Here is a 14,565-nt window from a genome sequence, read left to right on the forward strand (position 1 = left end):
CAGAAAGAAGCGAGTTAAGTAGATGACTACCACCCCCAAACAGCCGGCATCACAGCTTCGCGATGTGCCAGCATCCAAGATGAATGAAGACCGCATTGAGCCGGCGATCAAGTCGCCCGTGCGTCATCCCGAGGGTGATTTTAACAATGAACGCTTCTTGGACCGCGAGCTATCTTGGTTGCACTTCAACGCGCGAGTCCTAGAACTCGCCGAAGACGCCAGCCTGCCGCTGCTTGAACGAGTCAATTTTCTTTCAATCTTCGGTTCAAATCTGGACGAATTTTTCATGGTGCGTGTGGCCGGGCTCAAACGCCGCATTGCCACAGGTATGGCGGTTCCCGCAGCCAACAGCATGAACCCGGTAGACCAGCTCGAACTGCTACTGAATTCTGCTCATGAGCTACAGACCCGCCATGCGATGGTTTTTGCCGACCAGGTGCGTCCGGCCTTAGCCGAAGAAGGCATCCGCATTACTCGTTGGGACGAGCTAGGCGAGACCGAACGCGAAACACTCTCCGCATGGTTCATCTCCCAGGTGTTCCCGGTACTCACCCCACTCGCCGTGGACCCTGCCCACCCATTCCCGTACATCTCCGGACTCTCGCTGAACCTTGCGGTGGTGGTGCGAAATCCACTGACCGGCAAGGAACTATTTGCCCGTCTGAAGGTGCCGGACACCATTGCCCGACTCGTCGGTATCGATGGCGTCAAAGCCGCCCACTCCTCCCAGCGCACCGCACGTTTTATTCCGCTTGAAGCACTCATCGCGGTGCACTTGGACCTATTGTTCCCGGGTATGGAAATCGTGGAGCATCACTTCTTCCGGGTAACCCGTAACGAGGACCTAGAGGTTGAAGAAGACGACGCAGAAAATCTTCTCCAGGCTCTGGAGAAAGAACTGTTGCGCCGCCGATTCGGCCCACCGGTTCGTTTGGAAGTGGTCGATGACGTTAATCCGCAGATCCTCGAGCTATTGGTCCGCGAACTAAACATCGAAGACGACGAGGTCTTTAGACTTCCCGCACCACTGGACTTACGTGGACTCGGTGTGATCGGCTCCTTGGACCGCACCGAACTGCACTACACCAAGCACGTAGGTCACACTTCCCGGTTCCTCAATGAGTCCGAAACCGCGAAGGCCGCCAACGTTTTTGGTGCGGTCCGTCGGCGCGACATCCTGTTGCACCACCCCTACGATTCCTTCTCCACCTCGGTACAAGCCTTCTTGGAACAGGCAGCCTCTGATCCTAAGGTCATGGCAATCAAGCAGACCCTGTACCGAACCAGCGGGGACTCCCCCATTGTTGACGCACTAATTGACGCGGCCGAAGCCGGCAAACAGGTCCTTGCCCTGGTAGAAATTAAGGCCCGCTTTGATGAGCAGGCAAATATCAGTTGGGCCCGCAAACTTGAGCAAGCCGGCGTGCACGTGGTCTACGGGATTGTGGGCCTCAAAACCCATTCCAAGCTCTCCTTGGTAGTTCGCAAGGAAGGCGACAAGCTACGTCGCTACTGCCATATCGGCACCGGTAACTACCACCCACGCACGGCCCGCTACTACGAGGACTTCGGCTTACTCACCTGTGATGAGGCCGTCGGCGAAGATGTGTCAAGGCTCTTCAATCAGCTCTCGGGTTACGCTCCGCGCTCCACCTATCACCGGTTGCTGGTGGCCCCACGTACCGTACGTACCGGGCTTCTGGAACTGATTGAAAAGGAAATCAGCAATGCCGCCGAGGGCAAAGAGGCCTCGGTCTATATCAAGGTCAACTCGATGGTTGATGAAGCCATCATTGACGCGCTGTACCGAGCCAGCCAGGCCGGGGTAAAAGTCAATGTGATCGTGCGAGGTATTTGTGCGTTGCGCCCAGGTCTGCCAGGGCTGAGCGAGAATATCGAGGTTCGTTCTATCCTGGGCAGATTCTTGGAACACAGCCGAGTGTTCATCTTTGCTAATTCCGGTGACCCTTTGGTCTATATCGGTAGCGCCGACATGATGCATCGAAACCTGGACCGTCGCGTGGAAGCCTTGGTGTCTCTTCGCGACCAGGAAGATATCGACACCATGACGAGCTTGATGAAGCGTTATATGGATGACTCCACCATGAGTTGGCATTTGGGTGCCGACGGGGCCTGGACCAGACATCATCGAGACGCCGATGGAAACCCATTGACAGATATCCAATTTTGGCTCATGGAAGAGCATGCCCGACGTCGAATGAGTGGGCTGCACAACTAGTGAACAGTACTCCAGACTCCCGCTTGGTGCTTTCCTCACTGCAACGCTCCAGCGATGCCGAAGAGATCCGACTCGGCGAATTTGATGTGATTGCAGCCGGGGCGATCCCTTGGCGAATTGAACATGGACAACTGCAAGTGATGCTCATCCACCGTCCGCGCTATGACGATTGGTCTTGGCCCAAGGGCAAGCTTGACGCGGGAGAATCAATTCCCGAATGCGCGATTCGGGAGGTCCGCGAGGAAGTCGGGCTGAACATCACGCTGGGACTGCCGCTAGCGGCCACCGCATACACGGTCAAAAGCAAAACGAAGGTTGTCTACTACTGGGCGGCACGAATTGATGCTGGGGTCACTGAGCAACCCGACGGGACCGAGTGTGATCAGTCGCGCTGGGTTCAGGCGGAACAGGCTCGTGGGCAGCTAACTAACCCCTCGGATATCGCCCCGCTCGATGACCTGATCAAGGCCCATGCCCACCAGCGTTTAGAAAGCATGCCTTTCATCATTGCGCGTCATGCCAAAGCGAAGCCGCGCGGCAAATGGACTCGCGCCGAAGGTGAACGTCCGTTAGCCGCCACCGGCAGACGCCAAGCCCTCGCCCTGGCCCGGATGCTCGAAGCTTGGCGTCCTTCACATGTCGCTTCGTCCCCTTGGGTTCGTTGCGTCCAAACGGTGACCCCCTATGTGTCGCTGCATGAGATCAAATTAAAAACCATCAACTCGATCACCGAGCACGCGGCCAATCGGAAACCCGACAAGGCCACCCGTGCCCTTGAAAAGCTGGTTGCCAAGACACGCTCTCAGGTGGTGTGCATGCATCGTCCGGTGCTTCCCTTGGCCCTTGCAGTCTTGCGTTCTAAGCTTTCGTCGAAGGCGGCCGCGATCCTGCCGAGCAGTGATCCATTCTTAGAACCGGGCGGAGTGATCATTGCCCATCAGGTGCCCGGATCCAAACATCAGTTCGTCTCGGTGGAGATCCACGCGCCATATCACGACTAACCACTGGACACGCGTTGCATCTACCCTCAAAAGCGACTATGACTAGAGGTGAGAGAAATCACGTCCAAGGAGGCTAATGCCATGTCCGCTCATCAGCCAGAGCAGCCGGTTCAGAAAATTGTGCATCAAGGGTTGCGTCTGGATCATGACGAAAGTCGCCAACGCTACAGCCTTTGGCATGGCTCCACCTTCATCGGTTTTATTGGTTATCAGCGCGAAGATCAGCTGGTGACCTTGCAACACACGATCGTTAATGAGGAATTCGGCAAGCGCGGCTACGCTCGTGCACTGGTGACCATGGTGCTCGATAAATTACGTGCCGAGGGAGTAAAAATTGTTCCTGAGTGCAGTTACGTACAGGACTATTTGAACCGTTACCCCGAATACCACGACATGGTTGCCACCCAATAGCTAGCGAAGTCTCACAGTTCGGTTGTAGCTCTAGCGCTAGGGCTACAGCTACGATGGAATGGTGACTTCCCAGAACATCGAGACCCCATACGAAGATCTGTTGCGCGACGTGCTGGAAAACGGCATCGCCAAAGAGGATCGCACCGGCACCGGCACACTTTCGGTGTTTGGTCGTCAGCTCCGCTTTGATCTGAGCAAATCTTTCCCGCTGATCACCACCAAGCGGGTGCATTTCAAATCTGTCGCCGCAGAACTCCTTTGGTTCTTGCGTGGCGAATCGAATGTGAAGTGGTTGCAGGATCAAGGCGTGCGCATTTGGAACGAGTGGGCCGATGCAGATGGCGAGCTCGGTCCGGTTTATGGTGTGCAATGGCGCAGCTGGCCCACCCCGGACGGCGCCCACATTGACCAAATTTCTGAGGTCATGGAATCTCTGCGCACCAACCCGGAATCGCGTCGTCATATCGTTTCGGCATGGAACGTCTCGGAAATTAAGCACATGGCGCTGCCCCCATGCCACGTGTTTTTCCAGTTTTACGTGGCTGATGGAAAACTCTCCTGCCAGCTTTATCAGCGAAGCGCTGACATGTTCCTCGGAGTCCCCTTTAACATTGCTTCCTACGCGCTGCTGACCAAGATGGTCGCCGCACAGCTTGATTTGGAACCGGGTGAGTTCATCTGGACCGGTGGAGACACACATATCTACACCAACCATTTGGACCAAGTTCGCGAACAGCTCAGTCGCGATCCGTATCCCTACCCAACGCTGGAATTCGCGTCCAAGCCAAAGTCAATCTTTGACTACACGCTCGAAGACTTCGTGCTCAACGATTACCAGCATCACCCAACGATCAAGGGAAGCGTCGCGGTATGAGTTCACGTCACGCGAAAGAATCTCAGAGCCTCATAGGTGCCATTTGGGCGCAGGGCGCCAACGGCATCATTGGCGCTGGCGGCACGATGCCCTGGCATGTGCCAGAAGATCTCGCGCATTTTAAACGAGTCACCGCCGGTCATCCGGTAATCATGGGCCGCAATACCTGGGACTCTTTCCCGGAGAAATACCGGCCCCTACCAAACCGCAGTAATATCGTGCTGACCTCCGGTGACCACGAACAACTGCGTACCGCCGGCGCACTTGCTGTCGGCTCGGTAGACGAAGCCTTGGCGTTGGCTAAACAAAGCGAAGGCAGCGAAGAAATTTGGATTATCGGCGGAGGAAAGCTCTACGCCGCCACCCTAGATTTGTTGGACATCGCCGTGATTACACGGCTGAACCTCAGCCCTACCGGGGATACCAAAGCCCCCACCTTGACTAAAGACTTTGTCCTGTCCTCAGCCGACCCGGCTGAGCAATGGCACAGCTCAAAAAGCGGAACCGAATTCCGCTTCGAATCTTGGATCCGTGAAAAGGACTAACCTACGTGAAAAAATACTTGAGCGAGCTCAAACAACACTCTGACGCGTTGTTTATCCTCGGATACATGCTGTTCCCGTTGCTCGCCCTCGTGGTAGCGGTGCTGGGCTTCTTCATGGTGCTCGACGGCGCCAAGATTTTCGGCCTCATCTTGTTGCTGGTCCCCACCCAACTATTTATCTTTGCCGCAATGTGGGCGATCAAGAATCGCAAACTATTGCTAGAGGAGAAGTAAAGCTTCTGCTTACTCAAATCACACCCGAACCCTGCTGGGGCTCGGGTGTGATTCTGCTTTAACTGCTGTAACGAACCGAGCCGGTTGCCCTGAATCGTCCTACCATGGAGATATGACTTCATCTGTTGGATTTGTTGGTTACCGTGGCATGGTTGGTTCCGTGCTGATGCAGCGCATGCTCGACGAGGGCGATTTTGCGCAACTGAACCCGGTCTTTTTCTCGACGTCGAATGCCGGTGGTGCAGCCCCTAGCTTTGCGCAGGGCGCCGAACCGCTGCAGGACGCCTACGATATTAATACTCTGGCCAAGCTGCCGATTATCGTCACCGCTCAGGGCGGAGATTACACCGCTAAGGTGCACAGCGAGCTGCGTAAGTACGGTTGGGATGGCCTGTGGATCGATGCAGCCTCCACCTTGCGCATGAACGAAGACTCGGTCATCGTGCTGGACCCGGTGAACCGAAATGTCATCGACCAGTCCTTGGTTGCAGGCGTGAAAGATTTTGTCGGCGGTAACTGCACCGTCTCGTGCATGCTTATGGGTCTGGGTGGGCTGTTCAAGAACAACCTGGTCGAGTGGAGCACTTCCATGACCTACCAGGCAGCTTCCGGTGGCGGCGCACGCCATATGCGCGAGCTGCTGACCCAGTTTGGGGACATTAATTCGACGGTCTCCGCCGAACTCGCCGATCCGGCCTCCGCCATCTTGGACATTGACCGCAAGGTGCTTGAAGCTCAGCGCGGTGGATTGGACGCCAGCCAGTTTGGTGTACCGCTAGCAGGCTCGCTGATCCCTTGGATCGATGCAGACCTAGGCAACGGCCAGTCCCGCGAAGAGTGGAAGGCCGGAGCCGAGACGAACAAGATCTTGCAGACCTCCGGGGATCATCACATCATCGTTGACGGCCTGTGCGTACGTATCGGCGCGATGCGTTCGCACTCCCAGGCGTTGACCATCAAGCTGAAGGATGACCTCTCGGTCTCCGAGATCGAAGCACTGATCGACGAGGACAACGAGTGGGCCAAGGTTGTACCCAATGAAAAGGAAGCCACCATGGAGCGCCTGACCCCGGTCGCCGCCTCGGGCACCTTGGATATTCCGGTGGGCCGTATCCGCAAGCTGGAAATGGGACCTAAGTACATCTCCGCGTTCACCGTCGGTGACCAGCTGCTCTGGGGTGCGGCAGAGCCGTTGCGCCGCATGCTGGCCATCGCTCAGGGCCGGCTGTAAAGACAAACAATTTAGCCCCTTCGAATTCCGATTCGAAGGGGCTTTTTGTGCGCTAAAGCGCTAAGTCAATCAGCAACGGTTCGTTGACCAATTCAATGCCAAAGCGTTCTTGCACCCCAGCCCGCACGGCACGGGCGACAGTCAGTAGGTCTTCGGCGCTAGCAGCACCTCGGTTGGTGACCGCTAAGGTGTGCTTGGTGGACAAGCTAGCGCGGCCTTGAGCCAAACCGAACCCCTCGGTGCCTTCCAGTCCAAAGCCCTTGGAGAATCCGGCCTGATCGATCAGCCACGCTGCGGAAAGCTTCACCAGACCGTCGGTGTCCACCGGATAATTTGGGGCACCTTCTGGCAATCGTTCAAGCACCGACACGTCAACGATCGGGTTGGTGAAGAAGGACCCGGTGGAGTGCGAATCCACGTCCTTCGTTTCGTAGACCATGCCTTTGGAGCGACGTAGTTCAAGCACCTGCTGGCGCACCAGCTGCGCCAAGGCTGATTCACCGGGTGCAACGCCCATGCGGCGAGCTAGTTCCGCATAACGTATCGGCGCCGAATCCTCCGAGCGAGTAAGTTCAAAGGCAACTTCGAGCACCACAAAGCGAGGTGAACCGGCTACGCTGGTGCGTTTGATCAGCGAATCCCGGTAAGAAAATTCGAGCTCTTCACGATGTAGCGTCAGCGCGGTTCCTAGGTGCCGGTCATAAACCCGCGCCCAGGCCAGGTGCTGAGAGACGTCGGCGCCGTAGGCCCCCACGTTCTGCACCGGGGTGGCCCCGGCACATCCGGGGATGCCGGACAGCGCCTCTAAGCCGCTTAGCCCCTCTACGAGGCTGTATTCCACGCAGGCGTCCCAGTTTTCCCCGGCAGCGACGCGCAATAACAGCGTATTGGTGCCCAAGGCTTCAAGTTGCAACCCGCGGGTGGCGATCTGAATGGCGGTTCCGCGGAATCCACGATCATTGATCACCAGGTTTGAACCGCCACCGATTAGCAGTACCGGGGTCCCGGCAGCATCGGCTGTAGCCAGCGCAGAGACCAGCTCTTCTTCGGTACCTGCCACCACCAATTGGTCGGCGGGCCCGCCGACCTGGGAGGTCGTCAAATTCTTCAGCATGCTCCTACTTTCGCATAGTTTCGCGGTGCTATTTTTCGCTTCGGTGATCGGCCACATTGGATGAAAGGAAGAAGGCTAAGACCACCAGAATCGAGATGGACCCCAAGGCCGGCAATAGGCCGATTGCCCCTGCTAACAGGCCTAGCAGCGGCGGTCCACCTAAGAACGCGCCATAACCAATGGTGGAGACCACCGAAACGCGGGTGGCCGCCCGCAGTGGGTCCTGTGAGGCGGCGCTCATGGCCAGTGGGAAAGTCAGCGCAACTCCCATACCCCAAATGGCCAGGCCGATAAATGCTAAGGGCAGGTTTCCGGCAAAGGCAAAAAGCAATACACCTATCAACGCTGCTATGGCACTGGCGCGAATCATGATCACGCGTCCCAGACGCAAGATGAGATCACCGGACAGTAGCCTCGTGAGGGTCATGGTGCTGACAAATACGCCATAGCCAATCGCTCCGGTGGCCTCGGTCGTTTGGTAACCGTCGGCCAAGGCCAAGGCTACCCAATCCCCTGCTGCGCCCTCGGCCAAAGCCATGCCCAGGACCAGCACGCCAAGCAAGATGGTTTGTGGTTCTTTCCACGCTTGGGCCAGCGAGGGGCCTGTATGGTTGCGTGGGGTACGGCTGAAATCTTCACCGAAGCTCCGGGCACTGACCAGCACCGTCACCACGATGATCACGCCCATCACCGCATAGTGCACAAAGAGTGGCAGATTAACCGCCGCTGCCAACGCGCCAACGCCGGCTCCCAGCACGGTGCCAATGGAGAAAAATCCATGTAACGCCGGCATAATGCTTCGGCCCAGCGCCCGTTCCATGGCTGCGCCCTGCACATTAGAGGCCACATTCCACGAAGCGGTACCCAGTCCTTGAGTGAACAGGAAAATCCCGGTCAGCCAGGTGGATTCAAATACCGAGGCGCTGATCCCGATCAGTAGCAATGAGCAACCTGCCAAGGTGGCAGCGATGCGCATGACACTGGTGGCTCCCAGCCGCAACACTGCCTGTCCGGAGAGCGCCACAGACAAAAACGACCCGGCGCTCAGGCACAACAACAGTAAGCCCACATTCGCGTGGTCTAGCTGCAACGCGTCGCGCATTGCCGGGAGCCGAGAGACCAGGGCAGAGATCAAGAGGCCGCTGGCCAGGTAGGCGGCAAGTAGCCCGTTACGCCAGGCGATTACCGTGCCCTCGCCGCCTAGTTGATTATTCAGAGCTGGACTACCGCCTGGCACTTCATCAGTACCTTCGTACCGTTGGCGGTGACCGTCAGGTCCACGCGTGCCGTTTGTGCTTCGTCGTCCAGTGCACCGATCTTGCCTTCAACCTCAATGGCGGTACCTTCGGCATCGCTTGGGTTACTCCCTGCAGGATCTTCCACCACTACCGGCTTGGTGAAGCGGGTCTGGTAATCCACGATGGCACCCGGGTTTCCTACCCATGCACCGACAAGATCAACAACAGCACCCATGGTGAACATGCCGTGGGCGATTACCGAGGGCAGCTCGACTTCGGTGGCAAAGCGTTCGCTGTAGTGGATCGGGTTAAAGTCTCCCGAGGCACCTGCGTAGCGCACCAGGTCACCACGGTTGACCGTGACGGTTGTTGAACCGATGACCTGGCCTTTTTCTAGGCTAGAGAATTTGATCATGGTTTAGTCCCCTGCCCGTACCAGTAGCGATGAAGTGGTGGTGGCGACCTTCTCGCCTGACACCGTGGTGATCTCGGCGCGCGTGGTGATCATTGCACCGGCACCCATTTCACGGATCTGGTCAACATAGAGTTCTGCCAGCAGTTCGTCTCCGGCCACAATCGGGCGGTGGTGGGTGAAACGCTGGTCGGCGTGCACCACACGAGAGAAATCAATTCCGGAGGCCGGATCTGAGATCAGTTGCGCATCTGCACGCTGCGCGATGATGATGACAAAAGTTGGTGGGGCTACCAAATCTGCGTAACCCAATGCTTGGGCGGCTTGCACGTCAAAGTGCGCCGGGGAGCTAGCTTTGGTGGCCGTGGCGAATTCACGAATTTTTTCGCGACCTACCTGGTAGGACGCGCCAGCGGGGTAAATATGCCCCACGAGGTCAGGGTTGATACCCATTAGTTCTCCTGAACGTTGCGAGTTACTCGGTTACTTTTGCTTCTTGGCGCGCGGAACGGCAAGTCCGTTGGCGATACGCCACTTGCGGGTGTCCTTGGCGCGGATAACTAAGCCAATGATGTGGCACAGCATGCCAACAATCATGATGCCTATGGCCGTGTATACCAGCGAGAGCGAGGGGATGTTCGAGCCAATAATTGCCAAAATGATGCCAAAGCCCATGACCCCCATGGCGGTGAACACAAACTTTTTGTAACGCGGTGAGGCCGCTTCCCATGGAGTGTTGGTCATGGCATCCAGTTTAGTTCAGAGTGCACGGTACAAAGCCCAAATGAAGCGATAAAACGGGTGAAACTCAGAACAGTGGTGATTGTTCTTCGAAGAACTCGCCACGCTGCACTTCGACATGCACTTCACGGGTTTTCAACTCTGCCGCGTCTAGCAAGCGTAAGGTAGTGTTTTCCCCGCTATCGACCAGGATGCTCTGGCCAAGTACTCCGCGCACGCGCAGATTCATTTCATGGCCGGCAATGGGTTCCGTCCATGGATGTACTGTTTTTGAATCCCAGGCTCGCACCACTTCCAGGGCGTAGGCAGGCTGCTCCCACTTTTGATCTAGCAGTTCTACGCCATAGGCGGCTAGTTCACCTTGGGACTCTAAGAATTTCTTGGCACGCGTCGCCTCTAAGGCATTGGCTGCGTCCAGACTTGTTTCGTCGAGCTCCCAGGAGGTCAGCCCCTTGACCTTGGATTTCTGTCGGACTTGTTGTTTAAGACCTACGTGCTCGGTCACTAAATCTTCCAACACTCGAATCGCACCACCATCACTGGCACGCGCCACGTATCTGGCGCTCACCGCTCCCTGCTGTGCCAGACGAGTCCACTTGCTCTGTGTGGAGGTCGTACCAACCTTGGTGGCCCCATGGGCAAAACTTGCGACGTAGAGGAAATGTGGTTGCTCTAGATATTTGCGAAGACCCTGTGGCGCCTCTCCAGTCTTGTGAAACTGGTGCATGAATTTGCTCTGGTCCAAGCGCCGGCACCCCTCGCATTGAGTTCCGGTATTTAGTCCCTTGAGTTTTGGGCAGCTATGCAGTGTTCGCGAGCCATCATCGCGCATGGTGACATAACCTAAACAAAATTTAGTCTGTCCAACGCGCAACTTGATCGAACGGTTTTCACTGAGTGGTTCGTTGACCCATTCGTTACCGCGACGCAGTCTGAGCACCGGGACCGGCTCATGTGGCGAGAAGCTAATGCCATGGCAAAGCTGCCGGTTTTCACGTTCGAGAATCATCTGCGCCTTTCAACAAGTTCTGCATTCAACGTTAGATCATTGAACATCGCGCATCTCCACGCGCAACGTGCATCGGATTCATGCGCAATTCTTAGTCGACAGGATTAGGGTTGGAGCAAAAGACGAACATCTAGTGTGTTTCGATTCTGCTAACTGAGCTAGAGGTGGTCGAGATTTCTTCCAATTCAGATGAATCCCACGAGTTAATTCCCTTGGCTTCCGTGGAGTCTTCAGACTCCAACGGTGCCCTGATTTACGATTTTGCTCATTCGCTACGGCAGTCGCTTCCAAAGTTCATGATGGAGTACCGCTTCGCTGCGGACGAGGTGCTGACTAAGGTTTCGATTTTGCGTGAAGAATTTTTATACCTTCACAAGTACAACCCCATCGAACATGTCTCGTCGCGGGTGAAATCTCCAGAGAGTATTCTGCGAAAAGTCGTCAAGCGAGGCATCGATCCGGATCTGGCCTCAATTAGAGCCAACATCACCGATATCGCCGGTATCCGTATCACCTGCAGTTTCATCAAAGATACCTACAAAGTACTACACACGCTCACCGCACAAAATGATCTGAAGGTGTTGCAGATCAAGGACTACATCAAGCATCCCAAACCCAATGGGTATAAAAGCTTGCATCTGATTCTGGAGATCCCGGTATTCCTCTCCGAGGGTCCGGTCCCGGTGGTTGTTGAAGTACAGATCCGCACCATCGCTCAAGATTTTTGGGCGAGTCTCGAACATAAGATTTTTTACAAGTACGAGGGCGCGGTTCCTGAACATCTGGTTGAGGAGCTCACCGACGCGGCAAACGCCGCGGAAAAGTTGGACCTGCAAATGCAACGGCTACATACCGCGGTACACGGACATGATGTCAATGCAGAGTCGCCCACGGTTGGAGAACCGTTCGACGAGAGCTTGATGGAACAGGTGCGAGCCCTTGCGATGAAGACAGCATCCAAAGAAGAGTGAGACAAATTTTAACGAAGAAAGCCTCGAAAACTCTAGGAGTTTTCGAGGCTTTTGTCGGTAGCGGCGCCGGGACTCGATCCCGGGACCTCACGATTATGAGTCGTGCGCTCTAACCAGCTGAGCTACGCCGCCACAAGTGGGAAACCATCCTGTAGAAGCCAAGATGACTTCCCACTCAGAGCCCCCTGCCGGAATCGATCCGGCGACCTCGTTCTTACCAAGAACGCGCTCTACCACTGAGCTAAGGGGGCAACGAGTAAATACTCTACACGGATTTCTCAGCAAAGAAAAATCGCAGTCCACGTCGAATTAAAATCCAACAAATAACCTATATAGCCAAGTCAAGCGCGGATACGAATTTTGAACCGGAGCTTAGTTTCAGAAGTTCAGAGAAAACTTGGCCAGTGACGCTACTCACGAAGTTGGCCGAGACTTCACCACTCGTTTAGCAATGCGAAGGCTATTGATTCAAATGCAGGCTTCAACTGATTGAAAGTTGAGCTTTGCCACGAACACTTTCCGTTACTTCTCGAAAATCCGTCAAGCAGCCACATCTATTTAGAAGCGCAGAAAGCCTAATGAGATCGGATTTTGTGACATCCGGCACTCACCATGGGGCGATTTTGAAAACCCTTTCAATGTGTGTAAAGTATTTATCTGTTGCCCCCTTAGCTCAGTGGTAGAGCGCGTTCTTGGTAAGAACGAGGTCGCCGGATCGATTCCGGCAGGGGGCTCAGATAAGAGGGAGAGAATCTTTTATAGATTCTCTCCCTCTTGCTTTGTTTAACACCCTTTTAGGCCAGGGCCAGAACCGGTAAAACTTTCGAATTCTAGTAATCCACAGGTCGAAAATTTACCTCTAAAACGTCTGTCTCACGCTATAAAATGGAGTTATGTACGAAGACGGATGCGACGATCGCAATAACTTCGAAAACGAGGCTCCGAAGTGGCCTCCAGACAATGGACTTCATGAAGGTTGTGAAGCCTTGGTGGGAAAACTTAATGACAACCTGAGCCAGATCGTTGCCCATGGCGGCAGATCCGCTTACTCCGCTGCACTTAATGAGCTGGAACGCACCAAAGCTAGTTTCTGTGCAGCTCAGATAAGGATGGCTTACCTTTTCGAAAAAGAAGTCGTTCGCGACCATGAGGAACGTGGCGTCTTCATAGACGAAAGCGAACGTGGTGCTGCTTCTGCTGTGGCAATGTGCCGTCGTCAGCCACCGACTGGTGCTCGAAGCTACATGAAATCTTGTCGGATACTGGTAGAAGATATGCCGAATCTTTTACTAGCTCTTGATCTCGGCGATCTCTCGGAGCGACAGATATTCGCCGCTACCTCCCCTTTGCAAGAAGTTAATGCTGAACATCGTAGGGAGTTCGACCAGCTGTTTCGGACACATCCTGAGATGTTTGAAGGGCTAGGCGTCAAGGCAATCGGCGACACGGTGCGCAAGTTCACCGAACGTTTTGAAAGCACCACGAAGGCTTTTCAGGCAGAAGATGAAGCCTCGAAGCGTTACTCACGATTTCGCAAGAGCGAAAATTGTGTCATGCTCAGCGCCAAGCTCCCGCTCGCAGAAGGCACTGCCTTGTGGAAGTCCATCGAGCAGCGAGTCAACGAATTACGTCGTAGCGGAGACCCTCGTACAAAAGACCAGTTGATGGCTGACATGTTGATTTGCAGTCAGATTGAGGGTTTCCCGCCCAAACTTCCGTTGTTCGTTGATATTAAACTGATCATGACGGATAAAAGTTTGCTCATGGGTGATCGCGAGCCGGCTAATCTACCGGGATACGGGATCATTCCTTCCCAATATGCACGCGAACTAGTGGCGGGAGCGCAGGTACGGGTCAACGATTACTTCCATGAGTATCCTGAGCACGACGATCTGGCGTTACGAATCTTCACCTTCCCTGAAATCCAGCGGTTATATACCGCCCCTGGAAATCAAGATTTGATTGCCATGGCTTCCAAAGCACGCGAGTTCCCGCCGGCAATGAAGGAATTCATCAAGATCCGAGATGTTCATTGCCGGACTCCTTATTGCGATGGAATCATAGAAAACGTTGACCACGTGATGCAGCATTACCTTGGTGGTCCGACAAATGTAAAAAATGCCGACGGCAGATGCCAATGGTGCAATTTAGCCAAGGAACAACCGGGATGGTTTGAGATTGTGGTTCACGAACAGCCACACTCGATGCGAATCAATCCCGGAGACGGCGCAATTTACCAGTCCTTGGCACCACCAGCAACGGGAGTAGTACGCGACGTCACCCCGCCGATTCTTCCGTATGGATATCGGTGGCAGCGTGAATAGTTCTCAGAGAATCTAGATTCTCTATCTTCTCCGTGGGCATCTGGCACTGTTCCACCACCATGCCTTCCCTGAATCAGACTTGTGACGACATCACCGCTCTATCCAACGGCCGCGGTGGGTCCCTTACCGACACGTTGTTAGACGCTACGTGTGGCCTCTGCACGCGTTGGAACGAGGAGAGTCGGCTCAGAGTTCATCCGGGCTGAGTTGGGAGGCTCAGCG

General features: G+C 55.1%; 15 protein-coding genes and 3 tRNA genes. 10 read left to right on the forward strand and 8 right to left on the reverse strand.

The window, feature by feature from the left end; all coding sequences use genetic code 11:
* Positions 1-22: 22 nt before the first annotated feature.
* The 7 genes from CQ011_RS05900 (at position 23) to asd (ending at position 6,534) form a co-directional block, all read left to right on the forward strand.
* Positions 23-2,239 carry an RNA degradosome polyphosphate kinase gene (locus CQ011_RS05900; RefSeq protein ID WP_105675570.1) on the forward strand — a complete coding sequence of 739 codons (2,217 nt, stop codon included), beginning with the start codon at positions 23-25 and terminating at the stop codon, positions 2,237-2,239.
* A complete protein-coding gene (locus CQ011_RS05905) occupies positions 2,239-3,240 on the forward strand; it encodes an NUDIX hydrolase (RefSeq protein WP_105675571.1) in 1,002 nt (333 codons plus the stop codon). Before CQ011_RS05900 ends, CQ011_RS05905 begins: the two co-directional genes overlap by 1 nt.
* Before the next feature lie 81 nt (positions 3,241-3,321).
* The gene (locus CQ011_RS05910; RefSeq protein ID WP_105675574.1) at positions 3,322-3,651 is read left to right on the forward strand and encodes a GNAT family N-acetyltransferase; all 330 of its coding nucleotides are present in this window, start codon (positions 3,322-3,324) and stop codon (positions 3,649-3,651) included.
* A gap of 58 nt (positions 3,652-3,709) precedes the next feature.
* On the forward strand, positions 3,710-4,525 hold the full coding sequence (locus CQ011_RS05915; protein ID WP_105675576.1) for a thymidylate synthase: 816 nt from the start codon (positions 3,710-3,712) through the stop codon (positions 4,523-4,525).
* Entirely contained in the window at positions 4,522-5,070 is a 549-nt protein-coding gene (locus CQ011_RS05920; RefSeq protein ID WP_105675579.1) for a dihydrofolate reductase, read from the forward strand. Before CQ011_RS05915 ends, CQ011_RS05920 begins: the two co-directional genes overlap by 4 nt.
* Before the next feature lie 5 nt (positions 5,071-5,075).
* Complete coding sequence (locus CQ011_RS05925) at positions 5,076-5,303, forward strand: NF038396 family protein (protein WP_096256935.1); 228 nt, start codon at positions 5,076-5,078, stop codon at positions 5,301-5,303.
* Positions 5,304-5,415: 112 nt separating this feature from the next.
* On the forward strand, positions 5,416-6,534 hold the full coding sequence (asd, locus tag CQ011_RS05930) for an aspartate-semialdehyde dehydrogenase (RefSeq protein ID WP_105675581.1): 1,119 nt from the start codon (positions 5,416-5,418) through the stop codon (positions 6,532-6,534).
* 52 nt (positions 6,535-6,586) lie between these two features.
* Here asd and CQ011_RS05935 read toward each other — a convergent pair whose 3' ends face one another.
* The 6 genes from CQ011_RS05935 to CQ011_RS05960 all read right to left on the reverse strand — a co-directional run bounded on the left by CQ011_RS05935 (position 6,587) and on the right by CQ011_RS05960 (position 11,048).
* On the reverse strand, positions 6,587-7,705 hold the full coding sequence (locus CQ011_RS05935; protein WP_105675583.1) for a UDP-N-acetylmuramate dehydrogenase: 1,119 nt from the start codon (positions 7,703-7,705) through the stop codon (positions 6,587-6,589).
* On the reverse strand, positions 7,677-8,885 hold the full coding sequence (locus tag CQ011_RS05940; protein WP_286161105.1) for an MFS transporter: 1,209 nt from the start codon (positions 8,883-8,885) through the stop codon (positions 7,677-7,679). The genes CQ011_RS05935 and CQ011_RS05940 overlap by 29 nt, the downstream gene beginning before the upstream one ends.
* Positions 8,861-9,301 (reverse strand): MaoC family dehydratase, encoded by a 441-nt coding sequence (locus tag CQ011_RS05945; protein WP_105675585.1) that lies wholly within the window; start codon positions 9,299-9,301, stop codon positions 8,861-8,863. Before CQ011_RS05945 ends, CQ011_RS05940 begins: the two co-directional genes overlap by 25 nt.
* Before the next feature lie 3 nt (positions 9,302-9,304).
* The gene (locus CQ011_RS05950; protein WP_105675587.1) at positions 9,305-9,751 is read right to left on the reverse strand and encodes a MaoC family dehydratase N-terminal domain-containing protein; all 447 of its coding nucleotides are present in this window, start codon (positions 9,749-9,751) and stop codon (positions 9,305-9,307) included.
* A 30-nt stretch (positions 9,752-9,781) separates the two neighbouring features.
* Positions 9,782-10,042: a hypothetical protein gene (locus CQ011_RS05955; protein WP_105675589.1), complete on the reverse strand. Its 261-nt coding sequence runs from the start codon at positions 10,040-10,042 to the stop codon at positions 9,782-9,784.
* A gap of 64 nt (positions 10,043-10,106) precedes the next feature.
* The gene (locus tag CQ011_RS05960; protein WP_286161106.1) at positions 10,107-11,048 is read right to left on the reverse strand and encodes a DUF2797 domain-containing protein; all 942 of its coding nucleotides are present in this window, start codon (positions 11,046-11,048) and stop codon (positions 10,107-10,109) included.
* A 296-nt stretch (positions 11,049-11,344) separates the two neighbouring features.
* Here CQ011_RS05960 and CQ011_RS05965 point away from each other — a divergent pair, with 296 nt between their 5' ends.
* Positions 11,345-12,019 (forward strand): GTP pyrophosphokinase, encoded by a 675-nt coding sequence (locus CQ011_RS05965; protein WP_105676140.1) that lies wholly within the window; start codon positions 11,345-11,347, stop codon positions 12,017-12,019.
* A 58-nt stretch (positions 12,020-12,077) separates the two neighbouring features.
* Here the strand turns inward: CQ011_RS05965 and CQ011_RS05970 are convergent.
* Together CQ011_RS05970 and CQ011_RS05975 are read right to left on the reverse strand one after the other, a co-directional pair.
* Positions 12,078-12,151, reverse strand: a tRNA-Met gene (locus CQ011_RS05970).
* A 47-nt stretch (positions 12,152-12,198) separates the two neighbouring features.
* A tRNA-Thr gene (locus tag CQ011_RS05975) sits at positions 12,199-12,270 on the reverse strand.
* A 411-nt stretch (positions 12,271-12,681) separates the two neighbouring features.
* Between CQ011_RS05975 and CQ011_RS05980 the strand changes: the two genes are divergently transcribed.
* Positions 12,682-12,753, forward strand: a tRNA-Thr gene (locus CQ011_RS05980).
* Between the two features lie 159 nt (positions 12,754-12,912).
* On the forward strand, positions 12,913-14,343 hold the full coding sequence (locus tag CQ011_RS05985) for an HNH endonuclease (RefSeq protein WP_105675591.1): 1,431 nt from the start codon (positions 12,913-12,915) through the stop codon (positions 14,341-14,343).
* Positions 14,344-14,565: the final 222 nt, after the last annotated feature.

This window comes from Arthrobacter sp. MYb213 (genome assembly GCF_002979915.1).
Lineage (GTDB): Bacteria > Actinomycetota > Actinomycetes > Actinomycetales > Micrococcaceae > Glutamicibacter.